Genomic DNA, 24029 nt, shown 5'->3' with positions numbered 1-24029 from the left:
CGCTCCGGGTTCCGGAACAGCGGCAGCTTAGCTGTCGTAGCGGATGCCGAGGTTGCGGCCCTCGGCGAGGTAGACGTTGTTGTCTTCCCAGCGGTTGATGAACAGGCCGGTGACCTTGCTCCTCGAACGGCTGATGATGCGGATCGGGTACTTGGAACCGTTGCCGTAGTCGTACTGGTTGCGGCCCAGGAAGTTCCGCTGCACGGTCACAACGATGTCCGGGTACTTGCTGCCCACGGCGATGTTGATGGAGGTCTGGCCGTCATCCACCCAGTTGCGCTCCACGACCACGTTGGCCAGCTTCGCGACGTTCTGCTGCAGCATGATGGTGCAGCCGCCGTGGGTTCCGCGCGGGCTCGGGGCGCTGCCTGCGCCGGTGACGATCGAGCCGACCACGGTGTTGCCGACGATCCGGATGTTCTGGCCGCCCTGGACCTGGATGCCGTCGTTGTGGGTGCCGTCGCTGTGGGCGGGGTCGTTGCTCCAGTAGGTGAGCTCGTTGATGTAGTTGCCTTCGATGACAACGTTCGCGTACACCGAGCCGCCGGGGCGGTTGAAGGCGCCGATGCCGTCGTTGCTGCGCTTGATGCGGTTGCGGCGGGCGGTGAATTCATGGCCCACGATGCCGTCACGGTAGTAGGACGGGCGGTCCGGGATGATGGTGCAGTCCTGGACCAGCAGGTTGTAGCAGTTGGCGCTGTTGGCGTCCACGATTCCCGTGTTGGACGACGGGATGTGCTTGCCGCCGCGCAGGCGGCAGTTGCGGATGACCACATTGCGGGCCCGGACCTTGATGTCGCCGTAGATGTCCAGGTTCTCCAGCAGGGTGCCGTCCCGGGTGATGACGAGGTCGGCATAGCTGGTGTTGTACGGGGTCAGCGTGGTGCCCGCGATGACACCGGTGTTGGTGTTGTTCGGCTTGTAGGTCCCGGGGATGAGGTCCGAACGGGTTGCCGCGCTGGCAGGAGCGGCAACGGTGTAGCTCGCAGCGACGGCTCCCACGACGCCAGCGGCGCCGAGACCGAGAGCCTTGCGGCGGGATAGTTCAATGCTTGGCTTCAAAGTTCATTCCTTGCTTCGTCGTGGGCGTCCTGGAGGACCGTGGCACCCAGCGGCCGCGGAAATCCGGATGTGCCCGGGAAAAATGGAGCGCTAGCCGTTGCAGCGTATGCCGCTGCGGTATGGCTGCGATAGTCCTGGCGGGGCAATGCGAGCGTGTCGCATCGGAAGATTTCCCGTGAGACCGCGGCCGGTGCTCCATGGCACCCCGGGTGACGGGAAAGGACTGCGAGAGCCGGTGTCGATGCCATCGGACCCGTGAGGGCGGCGCAGGCTCCGTGGAGCCGGCCCGCAAGCGGGTGGACGGCGGGCATCGCGGCAGGCTTCGGCCGGGTGTTCGCTCGTGGCGGTAGGTGGATCGCCATGGTTGTTGCCCCTGCGTTTTTGGATTCCGGGCACGGGGAAACGCACCGTGGGACCGGGCTGCAGAGCAACGCCGGGCCGGCGAAAATGTGCGGTGCCAGTGTGGAGCAAACCACCGCTGGCGTTTCCCGTAGGCATCCCCGACCCCGGCTAACGGAAAACCACGCTAGTAGAGCCCGGACTTTTGTTGCAAATCGGTAACGGCCGAAAATCCGTTCTCAAGCGATGATTTCGACTTGGTAACGGTTCTTGGCAAAGCTGCGACACGCCGGGATAATCCGCGGGATTCCGGGAATTTTATGAGAAGGGTCCCGGCGGCCGAAATTGTGACGAAAAATTCTTCGCCGGAGGGTGCCCGCGAGGCCGCGGCGGGACCATTGGCCTGTGGTGCGGGTCACTTTCCCGGGGGGAACGAGCGGGCTGCTACTTGCGTTTGTATTCGCTGTACACGTACCCGAAGGCTCCGGAGGCCATGCCGGTTCCGCGGGCGATCGTCCGCAGGCCCCGTGCGCGCAGCGACATGGACCCTGTAACCGTCCCGGCGAGCAGCCGGGCGCTGCCGCCGGCCACGCGCACCGCCCCGGACGCCAGGTGCCTGCCCCGCGCAAGGGTTTTCTGGGCGGCGTTCTCCGCCAGTTCAAGGCTCACCCTCGCCGCCGAGTTTCCGCTGCGCAGGGCCCTGCGGAGCACCCACTCGCGGGTCAGCCTCGAGACCGGAACCCGGTCGATGACGGCCGCCTCGTCACACCACAGCATTACCCCGCCCAGCCTCACCAGCTTGCGCGTGAAGAGGGTGTCAGAGCCGCCGCTCAGGCCGAAGCGCTCGTCGAAACCGAGGCCGAACGCACGGATCTGGGGCAGGTCCAGGAGCAGGTTGTTGGTGGCAGCCACGGTGAGGCGCGTCCCGGTCTTGAGCCTGCGCCGGTCAAAGAACCTGCCTTCCTGGATCCAGGGTTCGGGCGTCGCGGCGTATTCGCTCACCACCGGGCCGACGACGGCGGCCGCCCCGGTGGAGCTGTGGAGGTCCACCAGGGTGCGGAGCCAGTTTTCCGTGGGGACCTCGTCGTCGTCGATGAACACCAGCACGGAGTCCGCGGCGGACTCGGACAGGGCACGGTTGCGCGCGGCCGCGATCCCGGGACGGGGCTCGTGGACGTACCGGACCTGCGGGGAAGCGAAGGACTCGACGGCGGCCCGTGCGCTCCCCGCCGGATCGTTGTCCACCACCAGGACCGAGGCTGTGCCGCCGACGCCCGCCAACTGCTCCTGCAGCCGCGGTATGGCCAGGGCCAGGTCGTCGGGGCGCTTGTAGGTCAGGACGGCGACGACGATCGATCCAGCGGCTCCCTGGCTCATGGTTGCTCCTTCACGAGTGGTTCCTCCTTGGCGGCGCCCGGTTGCTGTGCGTCCTGCCGGGCGACGAGCGCCTTGGACTGGGAGAGGAACAGCTTCAGATGCCTGCGGTGGAACAGGATCAGGGCAGCGGTGCCGGCGAGGACAAACGCCAGGAGGCCCGCCGCGGCGGTGGCCGGCGCCGGCCACCCAAGCAAACGGACCGCCAGGTACGCCGCGGCACCCCACAAGGAGGAGTGCACGGCGGGAAGCAAGGCCCCGAGCAGCTTGCGGATCCTGAGGCCACTGAGCCGGGACTGGATGGCCAGCAGGACCGGGACGAGGAGGAACCCGAAGCCCACGAGGCCCACCGCGACCCCAAGCAGGCCGAACTGCAGGCCCACCACGATGCCGCCCACCTGGACGATCGCGGCCAGGATCTCGTAGCGGACGATCAGCCGGCCCTTGCCCAGGCCCTTCATCAGGGACGGCGTGATGTAGAAGAGGGTTTCCCGGATGCCGCCGATCGCCAGCACCGTGACGATCGGAGCGGCAGGTGCCCAGGCGTCACCCAGCACCACGTGCACCAGCTCAGGCGCTGCGCACGCCACGTAGGCCATCGGAGGCGCGGCGAGCATCGCCACCACCCTCGAGGCGGACAGCAGGTGCCCTGCCACCACCGCCATATCCCCGGCGGCCCGGGAGAACGCCGGGAACATGATGCGGTTGACGGTCTGCCCCACGAGCTGCACCGGCACCACCATGATCCGGTAGGCCATGCTGTACAGCGAGAGGGGAAGCACCCCCAGGAAGCGGCCCACCAGGATGTTGTCCACGTTGCGCGAAAAGTACGCCAGGAAGTCCGTGAAGAACACGCTCAGGCTGAAGGCCAGCAACGGCCGCACTTCGCCCAGGTGGAAATTGGGCCATGGTCCCCGGGAGGCCACGATCAGCAACACTGACGTGAGCAGGTCCGTGGTGATCACCTGGTAGGCGAGCGCGAAGTAGCCCGCACCCAGAAGCGCTGCGGTGATTCCCGCCGTCGCGCCTGCGGCCGCGGCGACGATGTCCGCCCTTGCCACCTGGCGGAGCAGGAGCTCCCGGGACAGCATGGCGCGCGGAGTGATTGCCAGGCCCTTGAGCGGAATCGCGACAGCCAGCGGCAGGAGCAGCGCGGCCACTCCCGGCGCATGGAAAAAAGCCCCCGCCCACGGCGCCAGGACCACCGTGACGGCGCCGATCAGCACGGAGAACAACAGGTTCACGGTGGCCGTAGCGCCGGCGGCGCGGCGGCTGACTTCGGGGCGCTGGATCAGTGCCGAGGACAGGCCTTGGTCAAGGAAGAGGGCGGCGAACGTGGTGTAGACAGTGGCGGCGGAGATGATGCCGTAGCTTTCCGGGCCCAGGATCCGGGCCAGGACCACCGCGCACACCATCTGGAAACCCTGCCGTGCCAGCACCGCCGACAGGCTCCAGCGCACCCCGCTCACCGCGGTCCGTCCCGAGAATGCCGGCGTCCCGCCCGGGGGGAGGCCGGGCGGGGAGGGTTTGGCTGCGGCGGGATGGCGGTGCATGGCGGTTCAGCGCTTCCCGCTCCGGACGCCGACGGCGGCGGCCACCTGCCGCGCCATGTTGTCTCCGTAGCCTTCCGGGCTGTGCCGCTCCCGGGCCAGCTGCGCGTCGCTGAGCGCCTGCTCCCGGTAGTGCGGCCAGCGGTCCCGCAGCGTGGACAGGGCCCCGGCAAGCGCTCCGGCGTCGCCGGGCTCGACGAACTGTACAGAGCCATACAACTGCGCTGAACCTGATTGCCCTGCGCCTTTTGATTGCCCTGCGCCGTTTGATTGCCCTGCGCCTTTTGATTGCCCTGCGCCGTTTGATTGCCCTGGGCCATTTGATTGCCCTGTGCCATACCCGCCTGCCGCTTCCCGGAGCCCCGAGGTGTTGCTGGCGATCACCGGCCGCGCGGCGAGGAGGGCCTCGACGGCGGTGTTCCCGAACGGTTCGTCCAGCCGGGAGGGCACCACGGCGACGTCGGCCGCGGCCAGGAAGGGCCATACCTCGTCCTGGAAACCGTGGAAGGTGATGAACTCCGCTGCTCCCGCGTGGGCCACCTGTTCCCGCAGCTGTTCTTCGTAGGCTTCATTGCCGGGGAACACGGCCCCCACCAGGGACAGCCGGGCCTGCACGCCCTGCGAACGCAGCCGCAGTACGGCGTCGATCGCCACGTCCACCCCTTTGCGGTGCGAAAGGCGCCCGAGGTACACGACTTCCAGGCCGCCGTCGAGCTCCCTGCGCGCCGGGACCACTGCGTCCGGCCCGGGCACCCCGTTATAGACAACCGTCGCCCGGCCCCGCAGCCGGGGGAGGGAGGCGGTGAGCGTATCGGCGCTGAAGCTGCTGTTGGTGACGATGTCGGTGGAGAGCAGGAGGGGCAGTGCCAGGGCCGTCCGGAGGGGGCGGGGAGCGCTCGATTCTGCCTCGTGGACGTGTGTGAGGACGGGAATCCCGGACAGCCTTGCCAGGAGGGTCCACAGCGGCACGGTGATGGTGTTGGCGAGGACGAGGTCCGGGCGGCTGCCGCGCAGCAGCGCGATTCCCGCGAGGCCGCCGCGCACCGCAGCCGCGGCGAGCTTCAACGCCCCGGCGGGGGAGAGGAAGCTCTTCCGGAGCACCGGCGTCGGGCAATAGACCACATTGACGCCGCGCGCCCGCAGGCCGGCCACCAGCGGACCGGGCGCCGGAACGGTCACCAGCACCCTGGCGCCATGGCGCAGCAGGCCGTCGACCGTTTCCAGCAGGACGCGGTCCGAGCCGTAGAGATCGGCGCTCGGGTGGGCCACCAACACTGAGGGCCGGGGGTGGGAAGCGCGCACTTTTCTCCTGTCCGCTCGGGCCGCCCGTGGTAGCAGCAGCTTAGGACCGCCGGAAGCCTTTGGCCAGCACTTCCGGCCGCCGCCGGCCGCCCGGCAAACCCCCGGCTGGGAAGCCTTCCGAAGCGGGTTCAGGCGTTCAATAATGGTGCGAAACAGACAAGGCAACGAGGGACCGGGCCGGCGAGCGGAACAGCCCTGGAAGCCACCTTGGGGGCGGCTCTTTGGAACTGTCAGAGTATCTCCGTGCAATAGCGCGCGGCTGGTGGGTGGTGCTGGTGTGCGCCGTGGTGGGCTTGGGCGCTGCCTGGGTGGTCACGGCGAACATGCAACCGCAGTACCAAAGCACGGTCCGCTTCCTGGTGGTCTCGCCTCCCGTCACCGGCCAGTCGGCACTGCAGTCGGACGAACTCTCCCGAGGCCGCATCGCCACGTACGCCGCCCTGGTGAAGAACGACCTCTTCGTCGGGAGGCTCCTGAGGGACAGCGGCGTCGCCCTTGATGGCGCGCAGGCACAGGAAGCCATCAGTGCTTCCGGCGACCGCGACACCCGGCTGCTCACCGTCGTGGTGACCATGCCGGACGCCAGCGATGCCGTGGCCATGGCCACGGCAGTGGCGAAGAACTTCGGCCCCGCGGTGAACGAACTCGAGGAAGGCCGCAAACCCGAGGGCTCTGCCCAGACCGTCCTGACCGTGGTGTCCGGACCCACCCCTGAGGACGCCCCGGTGGCGCCGCGGGTTGGCCTGAACCTCGCCCTGGGCCTGCTGCTGGGGGTCGCGTTGGGCATCGGAATCTCCGTCGGCCGCCGCTTGGCGGACCACTCCCTGCGCACTCCGGAGCAGGTGGAAGCCGCTACCGGGCTGCCGCTGCTGGTCCGCATCCCGAACGGCGCCGCAGCCCGCAGCCTCGGCAAGCTGCTTGATCGCCGGCCCGATTCCCTGGTGGACGAGGCCGGCCGGCGACTCCGGACCAACGTGGACCACTTGACCCAGTCCCAACACCTGAACTCGGTGACCGTCACTTCCGCCACCGCCGGGGAAGGTAAAACGACCGCGGCATTCCTGCTCGCGAAAGCCTGGGCGGAGGCCGGCCACACGGTGCTGCTGCTGGAGGCCGATCTCCGGAGCCCGGAAATCGCGCTCGAACTGGGCCTGGCGAAGACCACCGGGCTGTCGAATGTCCTGTCCGGCCAACTGGCCCTGGACAAGGTGATCCAGCGGACCCCCTTTGAGGGCCTGCACGCGATCGGTGCGGGCACGGTTCCCCCGCAGCCGACCGAACTGCTGGGCAGCAAGCACACGCCGGAGGTCCTGGCGGCGCTGAAGGAACGGTACAGCCGGATTGTCGTGGACGCCACGTCCCTGCAGCCCCTGAGCGACGGAGCCATGATGGCGTCCCTCACGGACGGCGTGGTGCTGGTGGTGCGGCACGAAAAGGTCACCCGGCAGGTACTGGCCACGGGCCTCGAAAACCTCCGGGCCGTGGACAGCCGGATCCTCGGCATCGCCCTGAACGCCCTGCCGGACCGGCTCGCCGAAGCCCACCGGCGCAGGGGGCCGCGTACCCGCCGTGCCCACCGCGCGGACACCGTGGATCCGGGCCGCATGCGCGGCTGGCCGGACACCGGCGGGAAGGGCCGCTCCGGAACCGACGGCGGTCCCCTCCATAGCCGGGACGGCGACGGCGGCACCGGCACGTCCGCCAGCGAAGACCCGGACGGTGCCGCGCTGCCGCCGCCCCAGCGCGGATAGCGGCACACCATGGTCAGGTTGGCCCTCTGGGTCCTATGCTGCTTCGGCTTTGCGTGGCTGTTCCGCCGGCGGATCCGGTGGGTCATCGCAGCCGTCCTGGGCCTGTGGATGCTGGTCCCAACGGTCGGCAGCCCCCTGATCACCGGGGTGGACAGCGGCTCCCTGTCGATGCACGCCGCAAGCTGGCTGATCTTCGCGGCCTTCATAGTCCGTCTGGCCCACGACCCCGTGTCATTGCGGCGGGTGCTGGCCCGCGAGTTCTTCCTGTTCATGGGCCTGGCCCTGGTGGTGGCGGCCGGCTTCCTGGCCTCCCGGACATCCCAGGAAGGCGGGGGCATGGTGCTGCTGGTGGACCAGATCCTGGCCCCCGTGCTGTTCTTCCTCATCCTCCTTTCCGCTGCGCTTACGGACCCGGGCCTGGTGACCGCGCTGCGGACGATGCTGCTCACCCTCGTGGCCCTGACCTGCGTCATCGCCCTGGTGCAGTGGCTGACCCACAGCGTGCTCTTCTACGAAGAGGGCTTCCTCACCCAGTACTGGTTCAACCCGGACACCGACCGCTGGATGGGCACCTTGGACCAGCCGCTGGCCCTGTCCCTGGCCATCTGCGTGGCTGCCCCGCTGGTCGCGGGCCTGAAGCACAACTCCCTCCAGGCGCTGCTGTTGATCCTGATGATCACGGGGGTGCTGGTGACCCAGTCCAGGGTGGGCCTGTTCGTGGTGGGTTTCTCGGTGGTGGCCGTGGTGCTCTTCGCCAAGCGCAGGGCGTGGGTGAAGGTCGGCTTTCTTGCCGTGCTTTCGGTGGCTACGTGGTTCATTGTGCAGTCGCCGTTGGTGGCCGGCGTGGCGCAACGGCTGGAGGACGACACCGGTTCGGCCGAGGCCCGGGGCCGCGCCCTGGAATACTTCGTGGCCCACTGGTCCGATTACTTCATCGCGGGCCAGGGGATCGGGGCCAGCTACCGGGTAGCCGTGCAGGGAGGGCTGGAGACCAGTTTCGAAAGCCCCCTGGTCATGTACAGCATCGACTTCGGCATCGTGTTTGCCCTGCTCTACTTCGGCATGATGGCGTACCTGGTCCTCAAGCACGCCACCCGGCACCACTTCCGCGGCCTCACGCTGGCCGGGCTCCTGGCCGTGGCGGTGCCCCAGACCTACAGTTCGCTGGCCACCCGCTCCGCCGCGGCCATCCTGATCTGGACCGTGTTCGCGATGCTTGTCATGGCAGGCGACGAGGTGGTACGGCAGGGGCAGCTGGCGAAGGCCGCGCGCCTCGACCTCGACGCCGAGACGGTGGGCCGGCGGTGAAGGCCAGCGCCGCTGCCTTCGGACGCCGCGGCTTCCTCGCCCTGGCGGTGCAAGGGGCCTTTGCGGCAGGAAGCGCGCTCGTTGCGGGAACCGCGCTCAGCGGCTGCAGAGGCTGCCCACAGCCAGGCGCCACCGCCACCTCCGTCCCCACCCTGGCGCCCGTTTCCGACGTCCCGCTGCAGCCCGGCGGCCCGTACACCATCAAGGACCTGCTCTCCACGAAGACCTTCTACATCGCGCACCGGGGCTCCGGGGACAACTGGCCCGAACACACCATGCGGGCCTATTCGGAGTCCGTGGCGCTGGGCCTGAAGGCGATCGAGGTGTCCGTGTGGGCCAGCTCCGACGGCGTGCTGCTGTGCCACCACGATGCCGGCACCCTGCGCACCAGCGGCCAGGATCTCCAGATCCCCGCCACCCCCTACGCAGAGCTGGCCAAACTCAGGGTGGACGCCCGCGCCTGGCTGGGGCCGGCCACACCACTGGAGCCCATGCCCCGGCTGCGGGACGTCCTAAACGCCTACGCCCGCAGCCACGTGATCTTCCTGGAAGACAAGGGCGGCACCAACGCCGATGCGATCTTCACCATGCTCCAGGACTACCCGGACAGCCGCCAGCACATCGTGTGGAAGCAGCCTGCCATGTCCCCGGGACACCTCTACGCCCGGCAGTGGGGGTACACCACCTGGGGCTACTTCACGAGCAAGGAGCTGGACCGGGCCGCGGACTTCCAGGACCGGGTGGACCTGTTGGGGGTACCGACGCTGGGCACGGAAGCACAGATCCGGCAGCTCGTGGCCACGGGAAAACCTGTGATCGGATGGGAAGTGCACCGCAGGTGGGAGCGGGACCGGCTGCAGCGCCTTGGCGTGCGCGGCATGATGTGTTCCAACGTGCCCTACGTGCTGCAGCGGGTGGCCCCGGCAACGTCCGACACGCTGGGCGAGGGGACCCGCCCCGCGGGGGACCTGCCGTGGAACGCGGACAGCGACTGGACCGAGCAGCCCGCTTTCGTGGACGATGCGCTGCGCTTCGCCGCAGCTGCCGGGTCCTACACGGTCGGCTCCATGGCGCCGCTCGCCGCGCCCGGCTGGCGCCTCGACGTCGAACTCCGGTGGCCGGAAGGCACCTCCGGGGCCCGGCGGGCAGGCATCGCGTTCGCCCTCGGCGACGATTCCCCGGTGGCCCCGCCCTCGGACGGTGCAGGGCAGGCGGCCACGCAGGGCGGGTACCGGCTCGACATCGCGGCGGACGGGTCCCTGGACCTTGGCAGGGCCGACAAAGGACGGGGCCGGCCCGCGCCCCTTGCTTCTGCTGCCGGCGGGGGGATCGGGGACGGCCGATGGTTCCGGGTCCGCGTGGAAATGGCCCCGGTGGGGGTCCGGGCCAGCGCTTCGGCCGACGGCGGACGCACCTGGAGCGCGCAAAGCAACGACACGGCGTTCCGTGGCGGCTACTTCGCGCTGCTGGCCGGGAACGCGTCGTCAGTGGTCGACGGCGGAGCCCCGGTTGAGTTCCGGAAGATCGCCGTGACGGCGCTCAGCCAACAGGAGATGTGCCTAACCTAACTGGTCGCCGGGGCCGTGGGATAATTAGGATCAGTCAGTGTGACGTAATTGGCCCGCGCTCCACCGGAGCAGCTCTCCGGAGCGGGCCGCGCCGCATGCCCCACAGGTCCACCCAGGAGTACGCCATGGTTGCCATCCCCACACATCTGCTCCATTCGGCAGGCACCCTCGACAACGACGAGGTGCGGCGGATCCGCAACGACTTCCCCATCCTGCACCAGCAGGTCAACGGCCGGGACCTGGTCTACCTGGATTCCGGCGCCACCTCGCAAAACCCGCTGAGCGTCATCGAGGCCGAGCAGGAATTCTACGAACAGCGCAATTCCGCCGTGCACCGTGGCGCCCACTACCTCGCCGTGGAAGCCACCGAATCCTTCGAGGACGCCCGCGAAACGGTGGCCGCCTTCATTGGTGCCCGGAGCGACGAACTGGTCTGGACCTCCAACGCCACCGAGGGCCTGAACCTGCTCAGCTACTCCTTCCTCAACGCCTCCCTTCCCGGCGCCCCGGCGGAATCCGCCCGCTTCGCCCTCGGTGAAGGCGACGAGATCGTTGTGACCGAGATGGAGCACCACGCCAACCTCATTCCCTGGCAGCAGCTCGCCATGCGTACCGGCGCCACCCTGCGCTACATTCCCGTGGACGATTCGGGTGCCCTGGTCATGGAGGAAGCCGCGAGGATCCTCGGCCCCCGCACCCGGGTACTCGCGTTCACCCACGCCTCCAACGTGCTGGGCACCATCAACCCCGTCACCGAACTGGTCGCCCTGGCCCGGGAACACGGCGCCCTGGTGGTGCTGGACGCCTGCCAGTCCGCGCCGCACATGCCCGTGGACGTCAAGGCCCTCGACGTGGACTTCGCCGTGTTCTCCGGCCACAAGATGCTGGCGCCCACCGGCGTCGGCGCCGTGTACGGCAAGGCCGGACACCTCAACGCCATGCCGCCGTTCCTCACAGGCGGTTCCATGATCACCACCGTCACCATGGAAAAGGCCGCGTTCCTGCCCGCACCGCAGCGCTTCGAGGCCGGCACGCAGCGCATCTCACAGGCGATCGCCCTCGCCTCGGCCGCGAACTACCTGAAGGAAACCGGCATCGCCCGGATCCACGAATGGGAAACGGTCCTCGGCCAGCGCCTCGTCTCCGGGCTCAGCGCGCTTCCCGGCATCCGGGTGCTCGGCCCGGCCGCAGGCCAGGAACGGATCGGCCTGGCCGCGTTCGACGTCGACGGCGTCCACGCCCACGACGTCGGACAGTACCTTGACGACCGCGGCATCGCCGTCCGGGTCGGCCACCACTGCGCCCAGCCGCTGCACCGCCGGCTCGGGCTGACGGCCACGACGCGCGCCAGCACCTACCTGTACAACACCACCGACGACGTCGACGCCCTCCTCGAGGCCGTGTCCGGCGTGCGCTCCTACTTCCGGGTCTGATCCGGACCGCAAGGAAAAAACATGAGTCTTGACGCCCTCTACCAGCAGATCATCCTGGACCACTCGAAGCTGCGCCACGGCGAAGGCCTGGCGTCCGACGAGCCGCCGGCCGGCGCCAGCTGCGGCGAGTCCCACCAGCTCAACCCCACCTGCGGGGACGAGATCACGGTGCGGCTCGCCGTCGTCGACGGCCGGATCAGCCAGTTCCGCTGGGACGGCGACGGCTGTTCCATTTCGATGGCCTCTGCCTCGGTGCTCACCGAACTCGCCGAAGGCACGGACACGGAGGAACTGCGCCAGCTGATCGAGGTGTTCCGGGAGATGCTGCGCTCCCGCGGCAAGATCGCTGCCGACCCCGAAGTCCTGGGCGACGCCGCCGCGTTCGAAGGCGTGGCCCGCTACGTGGCCCGGGTCAAATGCGCCATGCTGTCCTGGGTGGCCGCGGAGGACGCACTGGCCCAGGCGACCACCGCGTAGGTCCTGTCCTTACGGCCTGCCCAGGCCCTTGTAGGTCCAGCCGGCCGCGCGCCACTTGGCGGGGTCCAGCACGTTCCGGCCGTCGAGGATCCGGGGCTTGGACACCAGCGCCGCGGTTTCGTGCGGGTCCAGGTCCCGGTACTGCTTCCATTCGGTGAGCAGCAGCACGGCGTCGGCCCGTTCCAGGGCGGTCTCCATTTCCGGTTCCAACTGCAGTTCGGGGAAGCGCTTCGCCGCGTTCTCGAGGGCCTGCGGATCGGTCACGGTCACCACCGCTCCCTGCAGCTGCAGCTGGGCCGCAGCGCTCAGCGCCGGGGAGTCCCGCACGTCGTCGCTCTCGGGCTTGAACGCCGCACCCAGCACTGCGATCCGTTGGCCCATCAGGGTGCCGCCACAGAGCTGCCGGGTCAGTTCCACCACGCGCGTGCGGCGGCGCATGTTGATCGCGTCCACCTCCCGCAGGAAGGTCAGGGCCTGGTCGGCGCCGAGTTCGCCCGCGCGGGCCATGAATGCCCGGATGTCCTTGGGCAGGCAGCCGCCGCCGAAGCCGATGCCGGCGCTGAGGAACTTCGATCCGATCCTGTCATCAACCCCGATCGCCTCGGCCAGGCGCACCACGTCCGCGCCGGTGGCTTCGCAGACTTCGGCCATGGCGTTGATGAAGGAGATCTTGGTGGCCAGGAAGGAGTTCGCGGCCGTCTTGACGAGTTCGGCGGTGGCGAAGTCCATCACCATGCGCGGCGTCCCGGCGCCCATGGGTTCGGCGTACACCTCATCCAGGAGCGCAACGGCGGGGTGGTCCTCGGAGCCGGAGTCCACGCCGTACACCAGCCTGTTGGGGCTCAGGGTGTCGCTGACGGCATGGCCTTCGCGCAGGAACTCGGGATTCCAGGCCAGCATGGCCTCTGGCTGCGCTTCGCGCACGATCTCTGCCAAACGGGCCGCCGTCCCCACCGGAACTGTGGATTTGCCGGCCACCAGTTCGCCCGGCCCCAGCTGCGCGGCCACGGCTTCGACGGCGGCGTCGACGAAACGCAGGTCGGCGGCGTTCTCGCCGCGCTTCTGCGGTGTGCCCACGCAGATAAAATGCACCTGGCAGCCGCGCGCCTCGGCCATGTCCGTGGTGAACCGGAGCCGACCTGATTCCTCGAGCTCCCTGAGCAGTTCGTCCAGGACCGGCTCATAGAAGGGGGCGTGGCCGTCCGACAGTTCGGCAACCTTGTGGGGGTCGGTCTCGATCCCCACCACCTCGTGCCCGAGCTTGGCCATGCATGCGGCATGGACGGCACCGAGGTAGCCGCATCCAATGACTGAAATCCGCATGCAACCCCCATGGTCGACGCACCGATGAGGACACAGTACGACGATCGGCGGCGGAGCGCACCGGGTGCGCCGGATTAACTTTCAGGCCCCGCGCTCAGGGGCGGCGAAAACGTCCGGGACGCCGTCGCCGTCGTCGTCCCGCTGCTCCTCCAACTCCACCTTCCGGTAGTGCCGGTTGCGGGCCTTGAGCACGACGGCGGCGAGCAGCGCCGCGCACAGGGAACCGGCCAGGATGGCCACTTTGGCGTGGTCGTTGTGCGCGGAAGCGGTGCCGAAGCTGAGTTCGGCGATCAGCAGGGAGACCGTGAATCCGACGCCGGCGAGCAGCGCCAGGCCGGCGACGTCGATCCATGCGAGGCTGCTGTCCAGCCGGGCACGGGTGGACTTGGTCAGGATGAAGGTGGTGCCGAAAATCCCAAGGGTCTTGCCGGCGACGAGGGCGGCGACGATGCCGAGGGCCACCGGGTCGGTGAAGGCCGCCCCCAGGCCGGCGGCTCCACCCAGGGCCACCCCGGCGGAGAAGAAGGCAAACACGGGGACGGCGAAGCCGGCGGAGAAGGGGCGCAGACGGTGTTCGAAGCTTTCCGCCAGGCCGTGTCCGGGTTCGCCTTTCCTGCCGGAAGAGAGCACCGGGACCGCGAAGCCGAGGAGCACCCCGGCCACGGTGGCATGGATTCCGGAGGCGTGGACGAATGCCCAGGTGGCCGCGGCCAGGGGGAGCAGCAGGTACCAGGACCGGATGCGCTTCTGGACCAGGACCGTGAAACCGGCGAGCGGTACTAGGGCGGCGAGCAGCATGAGGGGCTGGAGCCCGGTGGAGTAGAAGAAGGCGATGATGCCGATCGCGATCAGGTCATCGACCACGGCAAGCGTCAGCAGGAAGGTGCGCAGCGCCGCCGGAAGGTGGGTGTTGATGACCGCCAGCACGGCAAGCGCGAAGGCGATGTCCGTCGCGGTGGGGATGGCCCAGCCCTTCAGGGTTTCCGCGCCGGCCGAAAAGTTGAAGAGCACGTAGATGAGCGCCGGGAGGGCTACGCCGCCCACGGCCGCAGCCACGGGGACCACGGCCTTCGCCGGGTTGCGCAGCTCGCCGGAGACGAACTCACGCTTGAGCTCGAGCCCGGCGATGAAGAAGAAGATGGCCAGCAGGCCGTCGGAGGCCCAATGGCCGATGCTCAGTTCGAGGTGCCAGGGGGCGTAGCCGAGCTTGACGTCCCGGAGCGCGAAGTAGCCGCTGGCCCACGGCGAGTTGGCCCACAGCAGGGCGGCCACGGTGGCGAAGAGCAGCAGGGCGCCGCCTACCGTTTCGGTCCGCAGGATCGCCAGGACCCGTTGGTATTCAGGGAAGCTGGCACGCGCGAAGACCCTGCGTACGGGGGATTGGGGGGAAACGGGCTGCGGGCTCATGGCGGCTCCTTGGCGGGAGGGGTCGGCAATAATGTTGCCGACCAGACTTCCCGGCGCACCTTGCGTCCCATCTTACGCAACTGACTCGCAGTTGTTGTCGTTATGAGTGCTCGAAACGACAACAACTGCGAGTCAGTTGGGCGGGGCAGCGTCAGGCGAGCAGCCCCGCGACGCCGATTGCCGCCGTCGCGAGTCCCAGCACCATGGAAACGCTCACCAGCACCACGTGCACGGTGAGGAACTTCGTGGGCTTGCCGGCGGCGTCCCGGGCACGCGGGTCCTTCATGACGCGCTTGAGGAACTGCGGCCACACCACCAAGGACCAGACGCCGGCAACAACCAGCACCCAGCCGAGGATTGCGGGGAGGTGCACGCTAGTGGCTTTCGAGCCAGGCTTCGGCCTGCTGCGACTGGATGTTCAGGGCCTTGCCGACCATGGGCTCGGCGGCTTCGGCGATCTTGCCGCCCAGGAACGGAACGGAGGAGGTCACCTTGCCTTCCAGTTCGATCCGGGTGCTGCCGCCTTCGGACACCAGGCGCTGTGCGGCGGTGACGTCCAGGGGAGCGCCGGCAACCTTCAGGGCGATGGTGCTGGTGCGGGAGCCGTCGGCGGCCGGGGCTGCCCACTCTTCGGTCTGGGTGACGGTGAGGCTCTCGCCGACGAACTTGCGGGCGATTTCCGGGAGGCGGGTGGTGGGCAGGGTGCGGACCGTGACGGTGCTGAACGCGCCTGCGGGGTCGCCTTCCACGTTGAAGGATTCGAGGGTGCCGCCGACGAGTTCGCTGGTGTGCTTGATGAACTCTTCGTTCACGAAGACAGCGGCGACGCGGTCAACGCTGTGCGGCAGGGTGGTGGATGCGGCCAGGGGCATGGGGGGTCCTCCATGGTTTTTATCGGTTGAGAGCTCTTGAGGCTCCCAAACATCCTACGGGGTGTCTCCGACCACATCGGACCCGGCCTTTTTGACTTGCGCTTCCGGCAGCGATGCTGCAGCCGCGGAGATGTTCCGCGCCATCGAGGGAAAAATGATGCCGTGGAACGGGTACACGCCCAGCCAATAGAGCCGTCCGCCCAAACCCCGGGGGAAGAAGATGGCGCGCTGCTTGTATAGGCTCCCGCCGCCGTCGGGCTCCACCGACAACTCAAGCCAGGCGCGGCCAGGCGCGCGCATCTCGGCGCGCAGCCGCAGCAGCCGGCCGCGGTCGATGGCTTCCACCCGCCACCAGTCCACCACCTCGCCGGTGCCCAGGGTCTTTGGGTGCCGCCGCCCGCGTTTCAGCCCGGCACCACCCTGCAGTTTGTCCACCAAGCCGCGGATCCGCCAGGCCAGCGGCAGCGAGTACCACCCGTTCCTGCCGCCGATGCCTTCGATGATGGTCCAGACGGCGCCGGCCGTGGCGGGGCTGTGGAAGGTCCGCTCGTCGAGGAAGACCTTGTAGCCGGCCCAGTCCGGGTCGCTGGGGAGCGGGGCGGCGTCAATGCCAGCGTTCGCCCAGGTGGTTTCCACCTGTCCGTCCCGCTCCTTGCCCAGCGCCAGGGCGACGGCTTTCCGGTACGGCGTCAGGCCGCCGTCGGGCTGCTGGATGTAACCGTCGACGTCGTGCTCCCGCGACACCGCGTCGTGCTGTAGCGACTGCACCAAGGGGAACGACATGGACAGCGGGATGGGCGTCACCAGGGCCACCCACAGGCCGGCGAGCTTCGGCGCGGGCACGGGCAGGGCGACCACGAAGCGGCGGGGGAGCCCGCGTTCAGCGGCGTACCCGTTCATCATGTCCCGGTACTTCAGGACGTCGCGGGAGCCGATGTCGAAGCTGCGGTTGAGCCTGCCCGGGAGCACCGCGGCCGCCACCAGGTAGTGCAGGACGTCACGCACCGCGATGGCCTCGATGCGGTTGTTGACCCAGCTGGGCGCGGGCATCACCGGAAGGGTGTCGGCCAGGTGCCGGATCATCTCGAATGACGCCGAGCCGGAGCCGATCACCACCCCGGCCTGGAACACGATCGAGTCAACGGGCGAGTCCAGGAAGATCCGGCCCACCGTCTCGCGGGAGCGCATGTGCGTGGAGAGCGGGGCGTTGTCCGGATGGAGCCCGCCCAGGTACACGATCCTGGCCACGCCGGCACTGGCCGCAGCGCCCGCGACGAGCCGGGCCATGGCTTCCTCCTTGGCTTCGAAACCGCCGCCGGAGGCCATGGAATGGACCAGATAGTAGAGGACGTCCACGCCCTCCAGCGCTGCGGTGAGGCTCTCCGCACGGTCGAGGCCGTCCTGCACGATCTCCACCTCGCGGCGCCACGGAACGTCGGCGAGCTTCTGCGGCGAACGGACCAGGACCTTGACCGTGTGGCCCGCCTCAAGGAGCCGCGGGACCAGGCGGCCGCCGATGTATCCGGTGGAGCCCGTGACAAACACGGTCCTTGACTGGCTGGGGTTGGACTGGCTGGCTTCTGGTGCTTGCACGGCTGACTCCTCGGGGGCTCCTCGGGCCGGAGGCGGGGTAGGCTGGAAAGTCCCGGGTATTCCTTCGAAATTCCGGGCATTTGTGTTGCCTGCCCTCGGATCCACCCTAGGAGTTTCAGCCATGAGCCTCAACGGCCTGCGCCGCGTCCTCGGCGAAGACGCCGGCTTCGCCAGGGTCCGCCCGGAAGCCGCGCGGGGTTTCGCCGGGCGCAGCGAGGATTACCAGATCAGCGCCCCGGCCGGCCTGCGTGCCTCCCTGCTCGCCGAGATGGCGGACGGCCTGTCCGCGGACACCCCCGACGGCGGCGCCCCGGTGGTGCTGGCCGTCACCGCCACCGGCCGCGAGGCCGAGGACCTGACGGAGGCGCTTGCCTCCTACCTTCCCGCCGGCGCCGTGGCCGCGTTCCCGAGCTGGGAAACCCTCCCGCATGAACGGCTCTCGCCGCGTTCGGACACTGTCGGGCGGCGCCTGTCCGTCCTGCGCCGCCTCGCCCACCCGGAAATCGCTGCCCACCCCGAAACCGCGGCCCCGTTGCGCGTGGTGGTGGCCCCGGTCCGCGCGGTGGTCCAGCCCGTGGTGGCCGGGCTCGGGGACTTGGTGCCAGTCTCCCTGAAGGTGGGCCAGGAAGTCCCGTTCACGGACCTGGTGCGCAGCCTCGCCGACGCAGCCTACTCGCGGGTGGACATGGTCACGCACCGCGGTGAATTTGCCGTCCGCGGCGGCATCCTGGACGTCTTCCCGCCCACCGAAGACCACCCGGTGCGCATCGAATTCTTCGGCGACGAGGTGGAGCAGATGCGCTGGTTCGCCGTCGCAGACCAGCGCTCCCTGACCTCGCTCTCCGGCACCATCAAGCACCCCACCGAACTGTATGCGCCGCCCTGCCGCGAAATCCTCATCACCCCGTCGGTAATGTCCCGCGCCGCCACCCTGAAGCCGCAGATGCCGGCCGCGGCGGACATGCTGGAGAAGATCGCCGGCGGCATCGCCGTCGAGGGCATGGAGTCCCTGGCCCCGGTGCTGGTGGACGCCATGGTGCCGTTCGTGGAACAGCTCCCCGCCGGCTCGATCGCCGTCGTGATCGAACCCGAGAAGGTCCGCACCCGCGCCCACGACCTCGCTGCCACGAACGAGGAATTCCTCGAGGCGGCCTGGTCCACGGCGTCCGACGGCGGTGCGGCGCCCCTCGACCTCGCCGGACAGGCAGCAACCGACCTCCATGCCGCGAGCTTCCGTTCACTGACGGACACCCGCAGCGCCGCCCTCGCCCACGAGGTGTCCTGGTGGTCCATCACCTCCCTCGCCACCGACGAGGACCTGGTCCTGGACATCGACGTGCTGAACCTGCACGCCCGCGAACCCCGCGGCTACCAGGGCGACGTAGCGGAAATGCTCGAATTCATCGGCTCCCACGTGCGGGACCAGTGGCGGATCGTGGTGGCCACGGACGGTCCCGGGCCGGCCCAGCGCCTGGCCGAGCTCTTCCACGACGCGGGCATTCCCTGCGCCCGGGTGGACGCCCTGACCGACGAACCGCAGCCGGGCATCATCGAGGTGACCACGGCCGCCGTCGGACGCGGGTTCGTCCTGGACGGGCTCAAACTGGGGCTGCTCACCGAAGCGGACCTGCTGGGGCGGACCTCGGCCGCGTCCACGAAGGACATGCGGCGCATGCCCTCCAAGCGGCGCAACGCCGTCGACCCGCTGCAGCTGCACGCCGGGGACTTCGTGGTCCACGAACAGCACGGCATCGGCAAGTTCGTGGAGCTCATCCAACGCAAGGTGGCCGGTTCCTCGGCCGGAGATTCCGGGCTGCGCGAATACCTCGTTCTCGAATACGCCTCCTCCAAGCGCGGCGCCCCCGGGGACCGGCTCTTCGTGCCCACGGACCAGCTGGACCAGGTGACCCGCTACGTGGGCGGCGACACCCCGGTGCTCAGCAAGATGGGCGGCGCGGACTGGGCCAGCACCAAGTCCAAGGCCCGCAAGGCCGTCAAGGAAATCGCCGGCGAACTGATCCGGCTCTACTCAGCCCGGATGGCCTCCCGCGGCCACGCCTTCAGCCCGGACACCCCCTGGCAGCGCGAGCTCGAAGAGGCCTTCCCGTACGTGGAGACCCCGGACCAGCTGACCACCATTAACGAGGTCAAGGCGGACATGGAGCGGGAGATCCCCATGGACCGACTGGTGTCCGGCGACGTGGGCTATGGCAAGACCGAGATCGCCGTCCGTGCCGCCTTCAAGGCAGTGCAGGACGGCAAGCAGGTGGCCGTGCTGGTGCCTACCACCCTGCTCGCCCAGCAGCACTATGAAACCTTCACAGAGCGCTTCTCCGGCTTCCCGCTGCGGGTCCGCCCGCTGTCCCGCTTCCAGAGCTCCAAGGAAGCGAAGGAAACGGCGGAGGGTGTGAAGACCGGTTCCGTCGACGTCGTGATCGGCACCCACCGCCTGCTGTCCAAGGACTTCGCGTTCAAGGACCTCGGCCTGGTGATCGTGGACGAGGAGCAGCGCTTCGGTGTGGAGCACAAGGAAGCGCTCAAGAAAATGCGCACCAACGTGGACGTGCTGGCCATGTCCGCCACACCGATTCCGCGCACCCTGGAAATGTCGCTCACCGGCATCCGCGAAACCTCCACCCTGGCCACCCCGCCGGAGGAACGCCACCCGGTGCTGACCTATGTGGGCCCGTACACGGACAAGCAGACTTCCGCGGCGATCCGGCGCGAACTGATGCGCGAAGGCCAGGTGTTCTTCGTGCACAACCGGGTGTCCTCGATCGAACGGGTGGCCGCGCAGATCCGTGAACTCGTGCCCGAGGCCCGGGTGGAGGTGGCACACGGGCAGATGTCCGAAAGCCGGCTCGAGAAGATCATCGTGGACTTCTGGGAAAAGCGCTTCGACGTGCTGGTCTGCACCACCATCATCGAAACCGGCCTGGACATCTCCAACGCCAACACCTTGATCGTGGACGGCGCGGACAAGTACGGCCTTTCCCAGCTGCACCAGCTGCGCGGCCGTGTGGGCCGAGGCCGGGAACGCGCCTACGCCTACTTCCTGTACCCCTCGGAGAAGCCCCTGGGCGAGGTGGCGCTGGAGCGGCTCAAGGCCGTGGCCACCCACAATGAGCTCGGCGCCGGCATGCAGCTGGCCATGAAGGACCTGGAGATTCGCGGCGCGGGCAACCTGTTGGGCGGCGAACAGTCCGGCCACATCCAGGGCGTTGGCTTCGACCTCTACATCCGTCTGGTGGGCGAGGCCGTGGCCGAGTACCGCGGCGAGGCCGAGGAGAAGGCCGCCGAAATGAAGATCGAGCTACCGGTGAACGCCCACCTCCCGCACGACTACGTGCCGGGGGAGCGCCTGCGCCTGGAGGCCTACCGGAAGCTGGCTGCCGCCGTCACGAACGAAGCCATCGACGAGGTCCTTGCCGAGCTCGTGGACCGCTACGGCGAGCCACCGCTGCCGGTGCAGAACCTCATCGCCGTGGCCCGCTTCAGGGTCACGGCCCGCGAAACCGGGCTGTCCGACGTCGCGCTCCAAGGCAACTTCATCCGCTTCTCCCCGGCGAACCTGCCCGAGTCCAAGGTGATGCGCCTGAACCGCATGTACCCGGGCTCGCAAGTGAAGCCTGCCCTGGACTCCGTGCTGATCCCCAAGCCCAAGACCGCGAAGATCGGCGGCCGGGACCTGCAGGACGCCGAGATCCTGAACTGGGCCAACAATGTCATCGAAGCGATTTTCACCGACGTACCCGTAAAGGCTGGCTAACTTCAATGATGGGAGGACATCACGCCGCGTCGGGAGCCGCGGCGTGGATCGCCGTTGCGTCGACCGGCCCGTACGCGCTGGGCTGGTACCCGCTCGATTCCACCGGGATCCTCATCGGGGCGCTCACGACGGCGGGAACCGCCTTGGTGTGCGACTGGGACCACCGCTCAAGCACCATCGCCCACTCGCTGCCGCCGCTCTCGCGGCTGATCGCCGTCGGGATCGAAAAGGCCAGCGGCGGGCACCGGCAGGGGACGCACTCGGTGCTCGGGGCCGCCGCGTTCGTTCTGCTGGCGGGCATGGCCGCTCAATTCCAGCTGGACACGCCGGTGGGCCGCCTCTCCGTGGGGGCCGGGCTGCTGTGCATGTTCATGATCAACCTGGCGGCCAAGGCGCTGAAGCTTTTCCCGGAACACGGCTGGCTGGCCAACTGGGTCTTCGCACTGGCCGCGGCCGGGCTTGTCACCTGGTTCGCGCCGCAGCAGTGGGCGTGGCTGCCGATATCCATGCTGACCGGCGTTGTGGTGCACATCGTCGGCGACCTCGTCACCGTCGGGGGAGTGCCGCTGCTGTGGCCGATCGTGATCAAGCCGCCGAAGTTCTGGCGGAAGCTACCCCTGGTCAGCGATATCTGGCGGGCCAACGGGGCGCTGTCCGTTCCGCTCCTGGGCAAGGCAGGGTCGCGCCGCGAATGGCTGCTCCTCATTCCTGTCAGTGGCTATGCGATGGTGGGGATCTGTGCCGCGGCCTGGGGGCTGGCGAAGACGCACTGGCCCGCGGTGGTGGCGCTGCTCCCTTAGCCGGCAACCCTCGTCGTTCGACGCGGGGCTGTTAAACAGCGAGGCCCGGGCAACCGCCCGGGCCTCGCTTCGTTGAGTCTTAGTTTTCGCCGGCCGAGTCGGAACGGCCCAGGACGGTCTGCGGAATCCAGAAGGCCAGGGCGAACAGGCCCAGGCAGACGGCCATCGGCCACGCGTTGTCCAGAGTCAGGAAGGACAGCGAGTAGATGGCGCCGAGGAACAGCGCAATGCAGACCACGAACAGCACCAGGCTCTGGGCCAGGTTGTTCTCTTTTTCGATGACCTTGCTGCCGGTGTGCTGGGACATTCTTTCCTCCTCGGCCCCTCAGGGCTCAAATTCCATGGCGGCTGCCGGGCCTGTCAGTAGGCGGATGAACCCTGTTCACCCTTGACGATGGCAATTCCGGAGCTGGCGCCAATACGTGTTGCACCAGCAGCAATCATAGCCTGTGCGTCGGCGAGGGAACGCACGCCGCCCGACGCCTTCACGCCGAGCTCCGGCCCCACGGTCCTACGCATCAGTGCCACGTCTTCCACGGTGGCGCCCCCGCCGTTGAAACCGGTGGAGGTCTTCACGAAGTCGGCCCCGGCTTCCACGGCGGCCTCGCAGGCGAGCACCTTCTGCGTGTCGCTAAGCAGCGCCGTCTCGATGATGACCTTCAGGATGGCCTCGCCGGCGTGTACGGCCTCGGCGACGGCGGTGATGTCGTCCACGAGGGTGCCCTTGTCGTCAGCGCGGGCCGCGGCGATGTCGATCACCATGTCGATTTCGTCCGCGCCGTCCAGCACGGCGCCGCGGGCCTCGAAGGCCTTGACGTCGCTGGGCGTGGCGCCCAGCGGGAAGCCCACCACGGCGCAGGTCAGCACGCCGGAGCCTTTGAGGGCCTTGGACACGGTCTTGACCCAGATGGGGTTCACGCAGACCGATTTGAAGCCGTATTCGACGGCTTCGGCGCAGACCTGGCGGACCTCGGCCTCACTTGCCTCGGGTTTGAGGAGGGTGTGGTCGATGTAGGAGGCAATGCTTGCTGCGCTGGCGTTTGCTGCGGTAGCGGCGTCGTTGCTCATGGCAGTCCTTCCGTGGCGGGCCCGGGTGGCCGCTTGGTGGCTCGTCAAAGGACCATCTTGCCACAGCACCCGGGCCCGCCGGCGGCGGTGTCAGGCGGCCGCGGTGACCTGCATTTCGGGGCGCACGCGGAGGCCCGTGGCCTCACTCAGAAGTCCCGCGCAGCGGGCCGCGGCTTCCTTCGCCGACAGGACCAGGCCCAGGCGCAGTCCGTCACGCGCCGCGGCGTCGCCGATCGCCCGGATGCCCGGCACGGACGTCTCGAATCCGCTGTCCACCAGGATGCCGCCGTCGGGAGCAGTCTCCAGCCCGGCGCTTTCGGCGAGGCTGTTGCGGGGCGACCGCTCCTCGGCGAGGACCACGAGGTCGCCGTTCATGATGCTGCCGTCGTCGAAGACGATTCCGGCGGCCGGCCTGCCGGAGACGGGGGAGGAGACGACGGCGGCCGGGCGCAGCGTGGTGCGGACGGGACGGACGCCCCGGGCCCGCAGGACGGCCTCGGCCTGCCCCGCGGACGGGCCGGTACCCACCAGGATGCCCAGGGGCCGGCGGCCGAGCCTGGCGGCGATCTCCTTGACGTCGGCGCCGAGGCGTTCGGCGTCGTCGATGGTGGAGTAGGCCAGTGCGTGTTCGGCCCCGTGCACCGGGGGCAGGACCGGGGCGGAGCCGGTGGCGATGACGAGTTCGTCGTAGGAGAACTCGAGGCCCTCCGTGGTGGTCACCTTCTTGTTCGCCGCATCGATGAAGCTGGCGGCCTGGCCGAAACGCACCGAAACCATGGAATGCGCGGCTGCTTCCATCAGGGCTTCCGGGCATTCGTCGCGGTTGCTCAGCACGGTGATCCGGCCGGAGAAGGTCGGGGCGGGATAGCCGAGGCTGCTTCGCTGGACCGGGCTTTCCATTCCGGTCAGGTGGCGGAGGAGCGCCTGGGCGGCGGGCCCGGCCCCTGCGATGACGAGGTGGGTTGAGGTCTCCGGCATGGCGGGTCCTTTCGCTTCGTGGGCGGTTTTCAGGAGGGGCTTCGGGTGGCGTTTC

Annotated in this window: 19 protein-coding genes; 7 read left to right on the top strand and 12 right to left on the bottom strand. The window is 68.8% G+C overall.

What is annotated here, in order from left to right; translation table 11 throughout:
* Nucleotides 1-27: 27 nt before the first annotated feature.
* The 4 genes from D3654_RS17935 to D3654_RS17920 form a co-directional block, all read right to left on the bottom strand.
* The gene (locus tag D3654_RS17935) at nt 28-1062 is read right to left on the bottom strand and encodes a right-handed parallel beta-helix repeat-containing protein (RefSeq protein ID WP_120522819.1); all 1035 of its coding nucleotides are present in this window, start codon (nt 1060-1062) and stop codon (nt 28-30) included.
* A gap of 783 nt (nt 1063-1845) precedes the next feature.
* Nucleotides 1846-2778, bottom strand: a complete 933-nt coding sequence (locus D3654_RS17930; protein WP_120522818.1) for a glycosyltransferase family 2 protein — start codon at nt 2776-2778, stop codon at nt 1846-1848.
* Nucleotides 2775-4244, bottom strand: coding sequence for a lipopolysaccharide biosynthesis protein (locus D3654_RS17925; protein WP_162943785.1), 1470 nt, complete (start codon nt 4242-4244; stop codon nt 2775-2777). Before D3654_RS17925 ends, D3654_RS17930 begins: the two co-directional genes overlap by 4 nt.
* A 90-nt stretch (nt 4245-4334) precedes the next feature.
* Nucleotides 4335-5627 carry a glycosyltransferase family 4 protein gene (locus D3654_RS17920; RefSeq protein WP_245413319.1) on the bottom strand — a complete coding sequence of 431 codons (1293 nt, stop codon included), beginning with the start codon at nt 5625-5627 and terminating at the stop codon, nt 4335-4337.
* A gap of 221 nt (nt 5628-5848) precedes the next feature.
* On the opposite strand from D3654_RS17920, the gene D3654_RS17915 reads away from it, so the two are divergent.
* The 5 genes from D3654_RS17915 (at nt 5849) to sufU (ending at nt 12164) form a co-directional block, all read left to right on the top strand.
* Entirely contained in the window at nt 5849-7378 is a 1530-nt protein-coding gene (locus tag D3654_RS17915; protein ID WP_120522816.1) for a tyrosine-protein kinase domain-containing protein, read from the top strand.
* A 9-nt stretch (nt 7379-7387) separates the two neighbouring features.
* Entirely contained in the window at nt 7388-8686 is a 1299-nt protein-coding gene (locus D3654_RS17910) for a hypothetical protein (protein ID WP_120522815.1), read from the top strand.
* Nucleotides 8683-10254, top strand: coding sequence for a glycerophosphodiester phosphodiesterase (locus D3654_RS17905; RefSeq protein WP_120522814.1), 1572 nt, complete (start codon nt 8683-8685; stop codon nt 10252-10254). Before D3654_RS17910 ends, D3654_RS17905 begins: the two co-directional genes overlap by 4 nt.
* 125 nt (nt 10255-10379) lie before the next feature.
* Entirely contained in the window at nt 10380-11687 is a 1308-nt protein-coding gene (locus D3654_RS17900; RefSeq protein ID WP_120522813.1) for a cysteine desulfurase, read from the top strand.
* A 21-nt stretch (nt 11688-11708) separates the two neighbouring features.
* Nucleotides 11709-12164 carry a Fe-S cluster assembly sulfur transfer protein SufU gene (gene sufU / locus D3654_RS17895; protein WP_120522812.1) on the top strand — a complete coding sequence of 152 codons (456 nt, stop codon included), beginning with the start codon at nt 11709-11711 and terminating at the stop codon, nt 12162-12164.
* Between the two features lie 9 nt (nt 12165-12173).
* Here sufU and D3654_RS17890 read toward each other — a convergent pair whose 3' ends face one another.
* The 5 genes from D3654_RS17890 to D3654_RS17870 form a co-directional block, all read right to left on the bottom strand.
* Nucleotides 12174-13487, bottom strand: a complete 1314-nt coding sequence (locus D3654_RS17890) for a UDP-glucose dehydrogenase family protein (protein ID WP_120522811.1) — start codon at nt 13485-13487, stop codon at nt 12174-12176.
* An 81-nt stretch (nt 13488-13568) separates the two neighbouring features.
* Nucleotides 13569-14894 carry a Na+/H+ antiporter NhaA gene (gene nhaA, locus D3654_RS17885; protein WP_120522810.1) on the bottom strand — a complete coding sequence of 442 codons (1326 nt, stop codon included), beginning with the start codon at nt 14892-14894 and terminating at the stop codon, nt 13569-13571.
* Nucleotides 14895-15045: 151 nt separating this feature from the next.
* Entirely contained in the window at nt 15046-15267 is a 222-nt protein-coding gene (locus tag D3654_RS17880; RefSeq protein WP_120522809.1) for an SCO4848 family membrane protein, read from the bottom strand.
* Nucleotide 15268: 1 nt separating this feature from the next.
* On the bottom strand, nt 15269-15766 hold the full coding sequence (locus tag D3654_RS17875) for a DUF2505 domain-containing protein (RefSeq protein WP_120522808.1): 498 nt from the start codon (nt 15764-15766) through the stop codon (nt 15269-15271).
* A 54-nt stretch (nt 15767-15820) separates the two neighbouring features.
* On the bottom strand, nt 15821-17359 hold the full coding sequence (locus tag D3654_RS17870; RefSeq protein WP_245413318.1) for an SDR family oxidoreductase: 1539 nt from the start codon (nt 17357-17359) through the stop codon (nt 15821-15823).
* A gap of 121 nt (nt 17360-17480) precedes the next feature.
* Between D3654_RS17870 and mfd the strand changes: the two genes are divergently transcribed.
* The gene (gene mfd, locus D3654_RS17865; RefSeq protein ID WP_120522806.1) at nt 17481-21128 is read left to right on the top strand and encodes a transcription-repair coupling factor; all 3648 of its coding nucleotides are present in this window, start codon (nt 17481-17483) and stop codon (nt 21126-21128) included.
* Between the two features lie 5 nt (nt 21129-21133).
* Complete coding sequence (locus D3654_RS17860; protein WP_205571853.1) at nt 21134-21928, top strand: metal-dependent hydrolase; 795 nt, start codon at nt 21134-21136, stop codon at nt 21926-21928.
* A 79-nt stretch (nt 21929-22007) separates the two neighbouring features.
* Here D3654_RS17860 and D3654_RS17855 read toward each other — a convergent pair whose 3' ends face one another.
* The 3 genes from D3654_RS17855 to D3654_RS17845 form a co-directional block, all read right to left on the bottom strand.
* Nucleotides 22008-22235, bottom strand: coding sequence for a hypothetical protein (locus D3654_RS17855; RefSeq protein ID WP_120522805.1), 228 nt, complete (start codon nt 22233-22235; stop codon nt 22008-22010).
* 53 nt (nt 22236-22288) lie between these two features.
* A complete protein-coding gene (gene deoC, locus D3654_RS17850; protein ID WP_120522804.1) occupies nt 22289-22996 on the bottom strand; it encodes a deoxyribose-phosphate aldolase in 708 nt (235 codons plus the stop codon).
* Nucleotides 22997-23086: 90 nt separating this feature from the next.
* Nucleotides 23087-23974 carry an FAD-dependent oxidoreductase gene (locus D3654_RS17845; RefSeq protein ID WP_120522803.1) on the bottom strand — a complete coding sequence of 296 codons (888 nt, stop codon included), beginning with the start codon at nt 23972-23974 and terminating at the stop codon, nt 23087-23089.
* Nucleotides 23975-24029: the final 55 nt, after the last annotated feature.

Origin of the sequence: Arthrobacter celericrescens, assembly GCF_003614925.1 — a bacterium.
Taxonomy (GTDB): domain Bacteria; phylum Actinomycetota; class Actinomycetes; order Actinomycetales; family Micrococcaceae; genus Arthrobacter; species Arthrobacter celericrescens.
This window is presented reverse-complemented; position numbering and strand designations above follow the sequence as displayed.

What these genes read in the sequence shown, in the direction of transcription:
- D3654_RS17930 (WP_120522818.1), bottom strand. Translation starts at nt 2,778, where the DNA reads ATGAGCCAGGGAGCCGCTGGATCGATCGTCGTCGCCGTCCTGACCTAC.
- D3654_RS17910 (WP_120522815.1), top strand. Translation starts at nt 7,388, where the DNA reads ATGGTCAGGTTGGCCCTCTGGGTCCTATGCTGCTTCGGCTTTGCGTGG.
- D3654_RS17900 (WP_120522813.1), top strand. Translation starts at nt 10,380, where the DNA reads ATGGTTGCCATCCCCACACATCTGCTCCATTCGGCAGGCACCCTCGAC.
- sufU (WP_120522812.1), top strand. Translation starts at nt 11,709, where the DNA reads ATGAGTCTTGACGCCCTCTACCAGCAGATCATCCTGGACCACTCGAAG.
- D3654_RS17890 (WP_120522811.1), bottom strand. Translation starts at nt 13,487, where the DNA reads ATGCGGATTTCAGTCATTGGATGCGGCTACCTCGGTGCCGTCCATGCC.
- nhaA (WP_120522810.1), bottom strand. Translation starts at nt 14,894, where the DNA reads ATGAGCCCGCAGCCCGTTTCCCCCCAATCCCCCGTACGCAGGGTCTTC.
- D3654_RS17875 (WP_120522808.1), bottom strand. Translation starts at nt 15,766, where the DNA reads ATGCCCCTGGCCGCATCCACCACCCTGCCGCACAGCGTTGACCGCGTC.
- mfd (WP_120522806.1), top strand. Translation starts at nt 17,481, where the DNA reads ATGAGCCTCAACGGCCTGCGCCGCGTCCTCGGCGAAGACGCCGGCTTC.
- D3654_RS17860 (WP_205571853.1), top strand. Translation starts at nt 21,134, where the DNA reads ATGATGGGAGGACATCACGCCGCGTCGGGAGCCGCGGCGTGGATCGCC.
- D3654_RS17855 (WP_120522805.1), bottom strand. Translation starts at nt 22,235, where the DNA reads ATGTCCCAGCACACCGGCAGCAAGGTCATCGAAAAAGAGAACAACCTG.
- deoC (WP_120522804.1), bottom strand. Translation starts at nt 22,996, where the DNA reads ATGAGCAACGACGCCGCTACCGCAGCAAACGCCAGCGCAGCAAGCATT.
- D3654_RS17845 (WP_120522803.1), bottom strand. Translation starts at nt 23,974, where the DNA reads ATGCCGGAGACCTCAACCCACCTCGTCATCGCAGGGGCCGGGCCCGCC.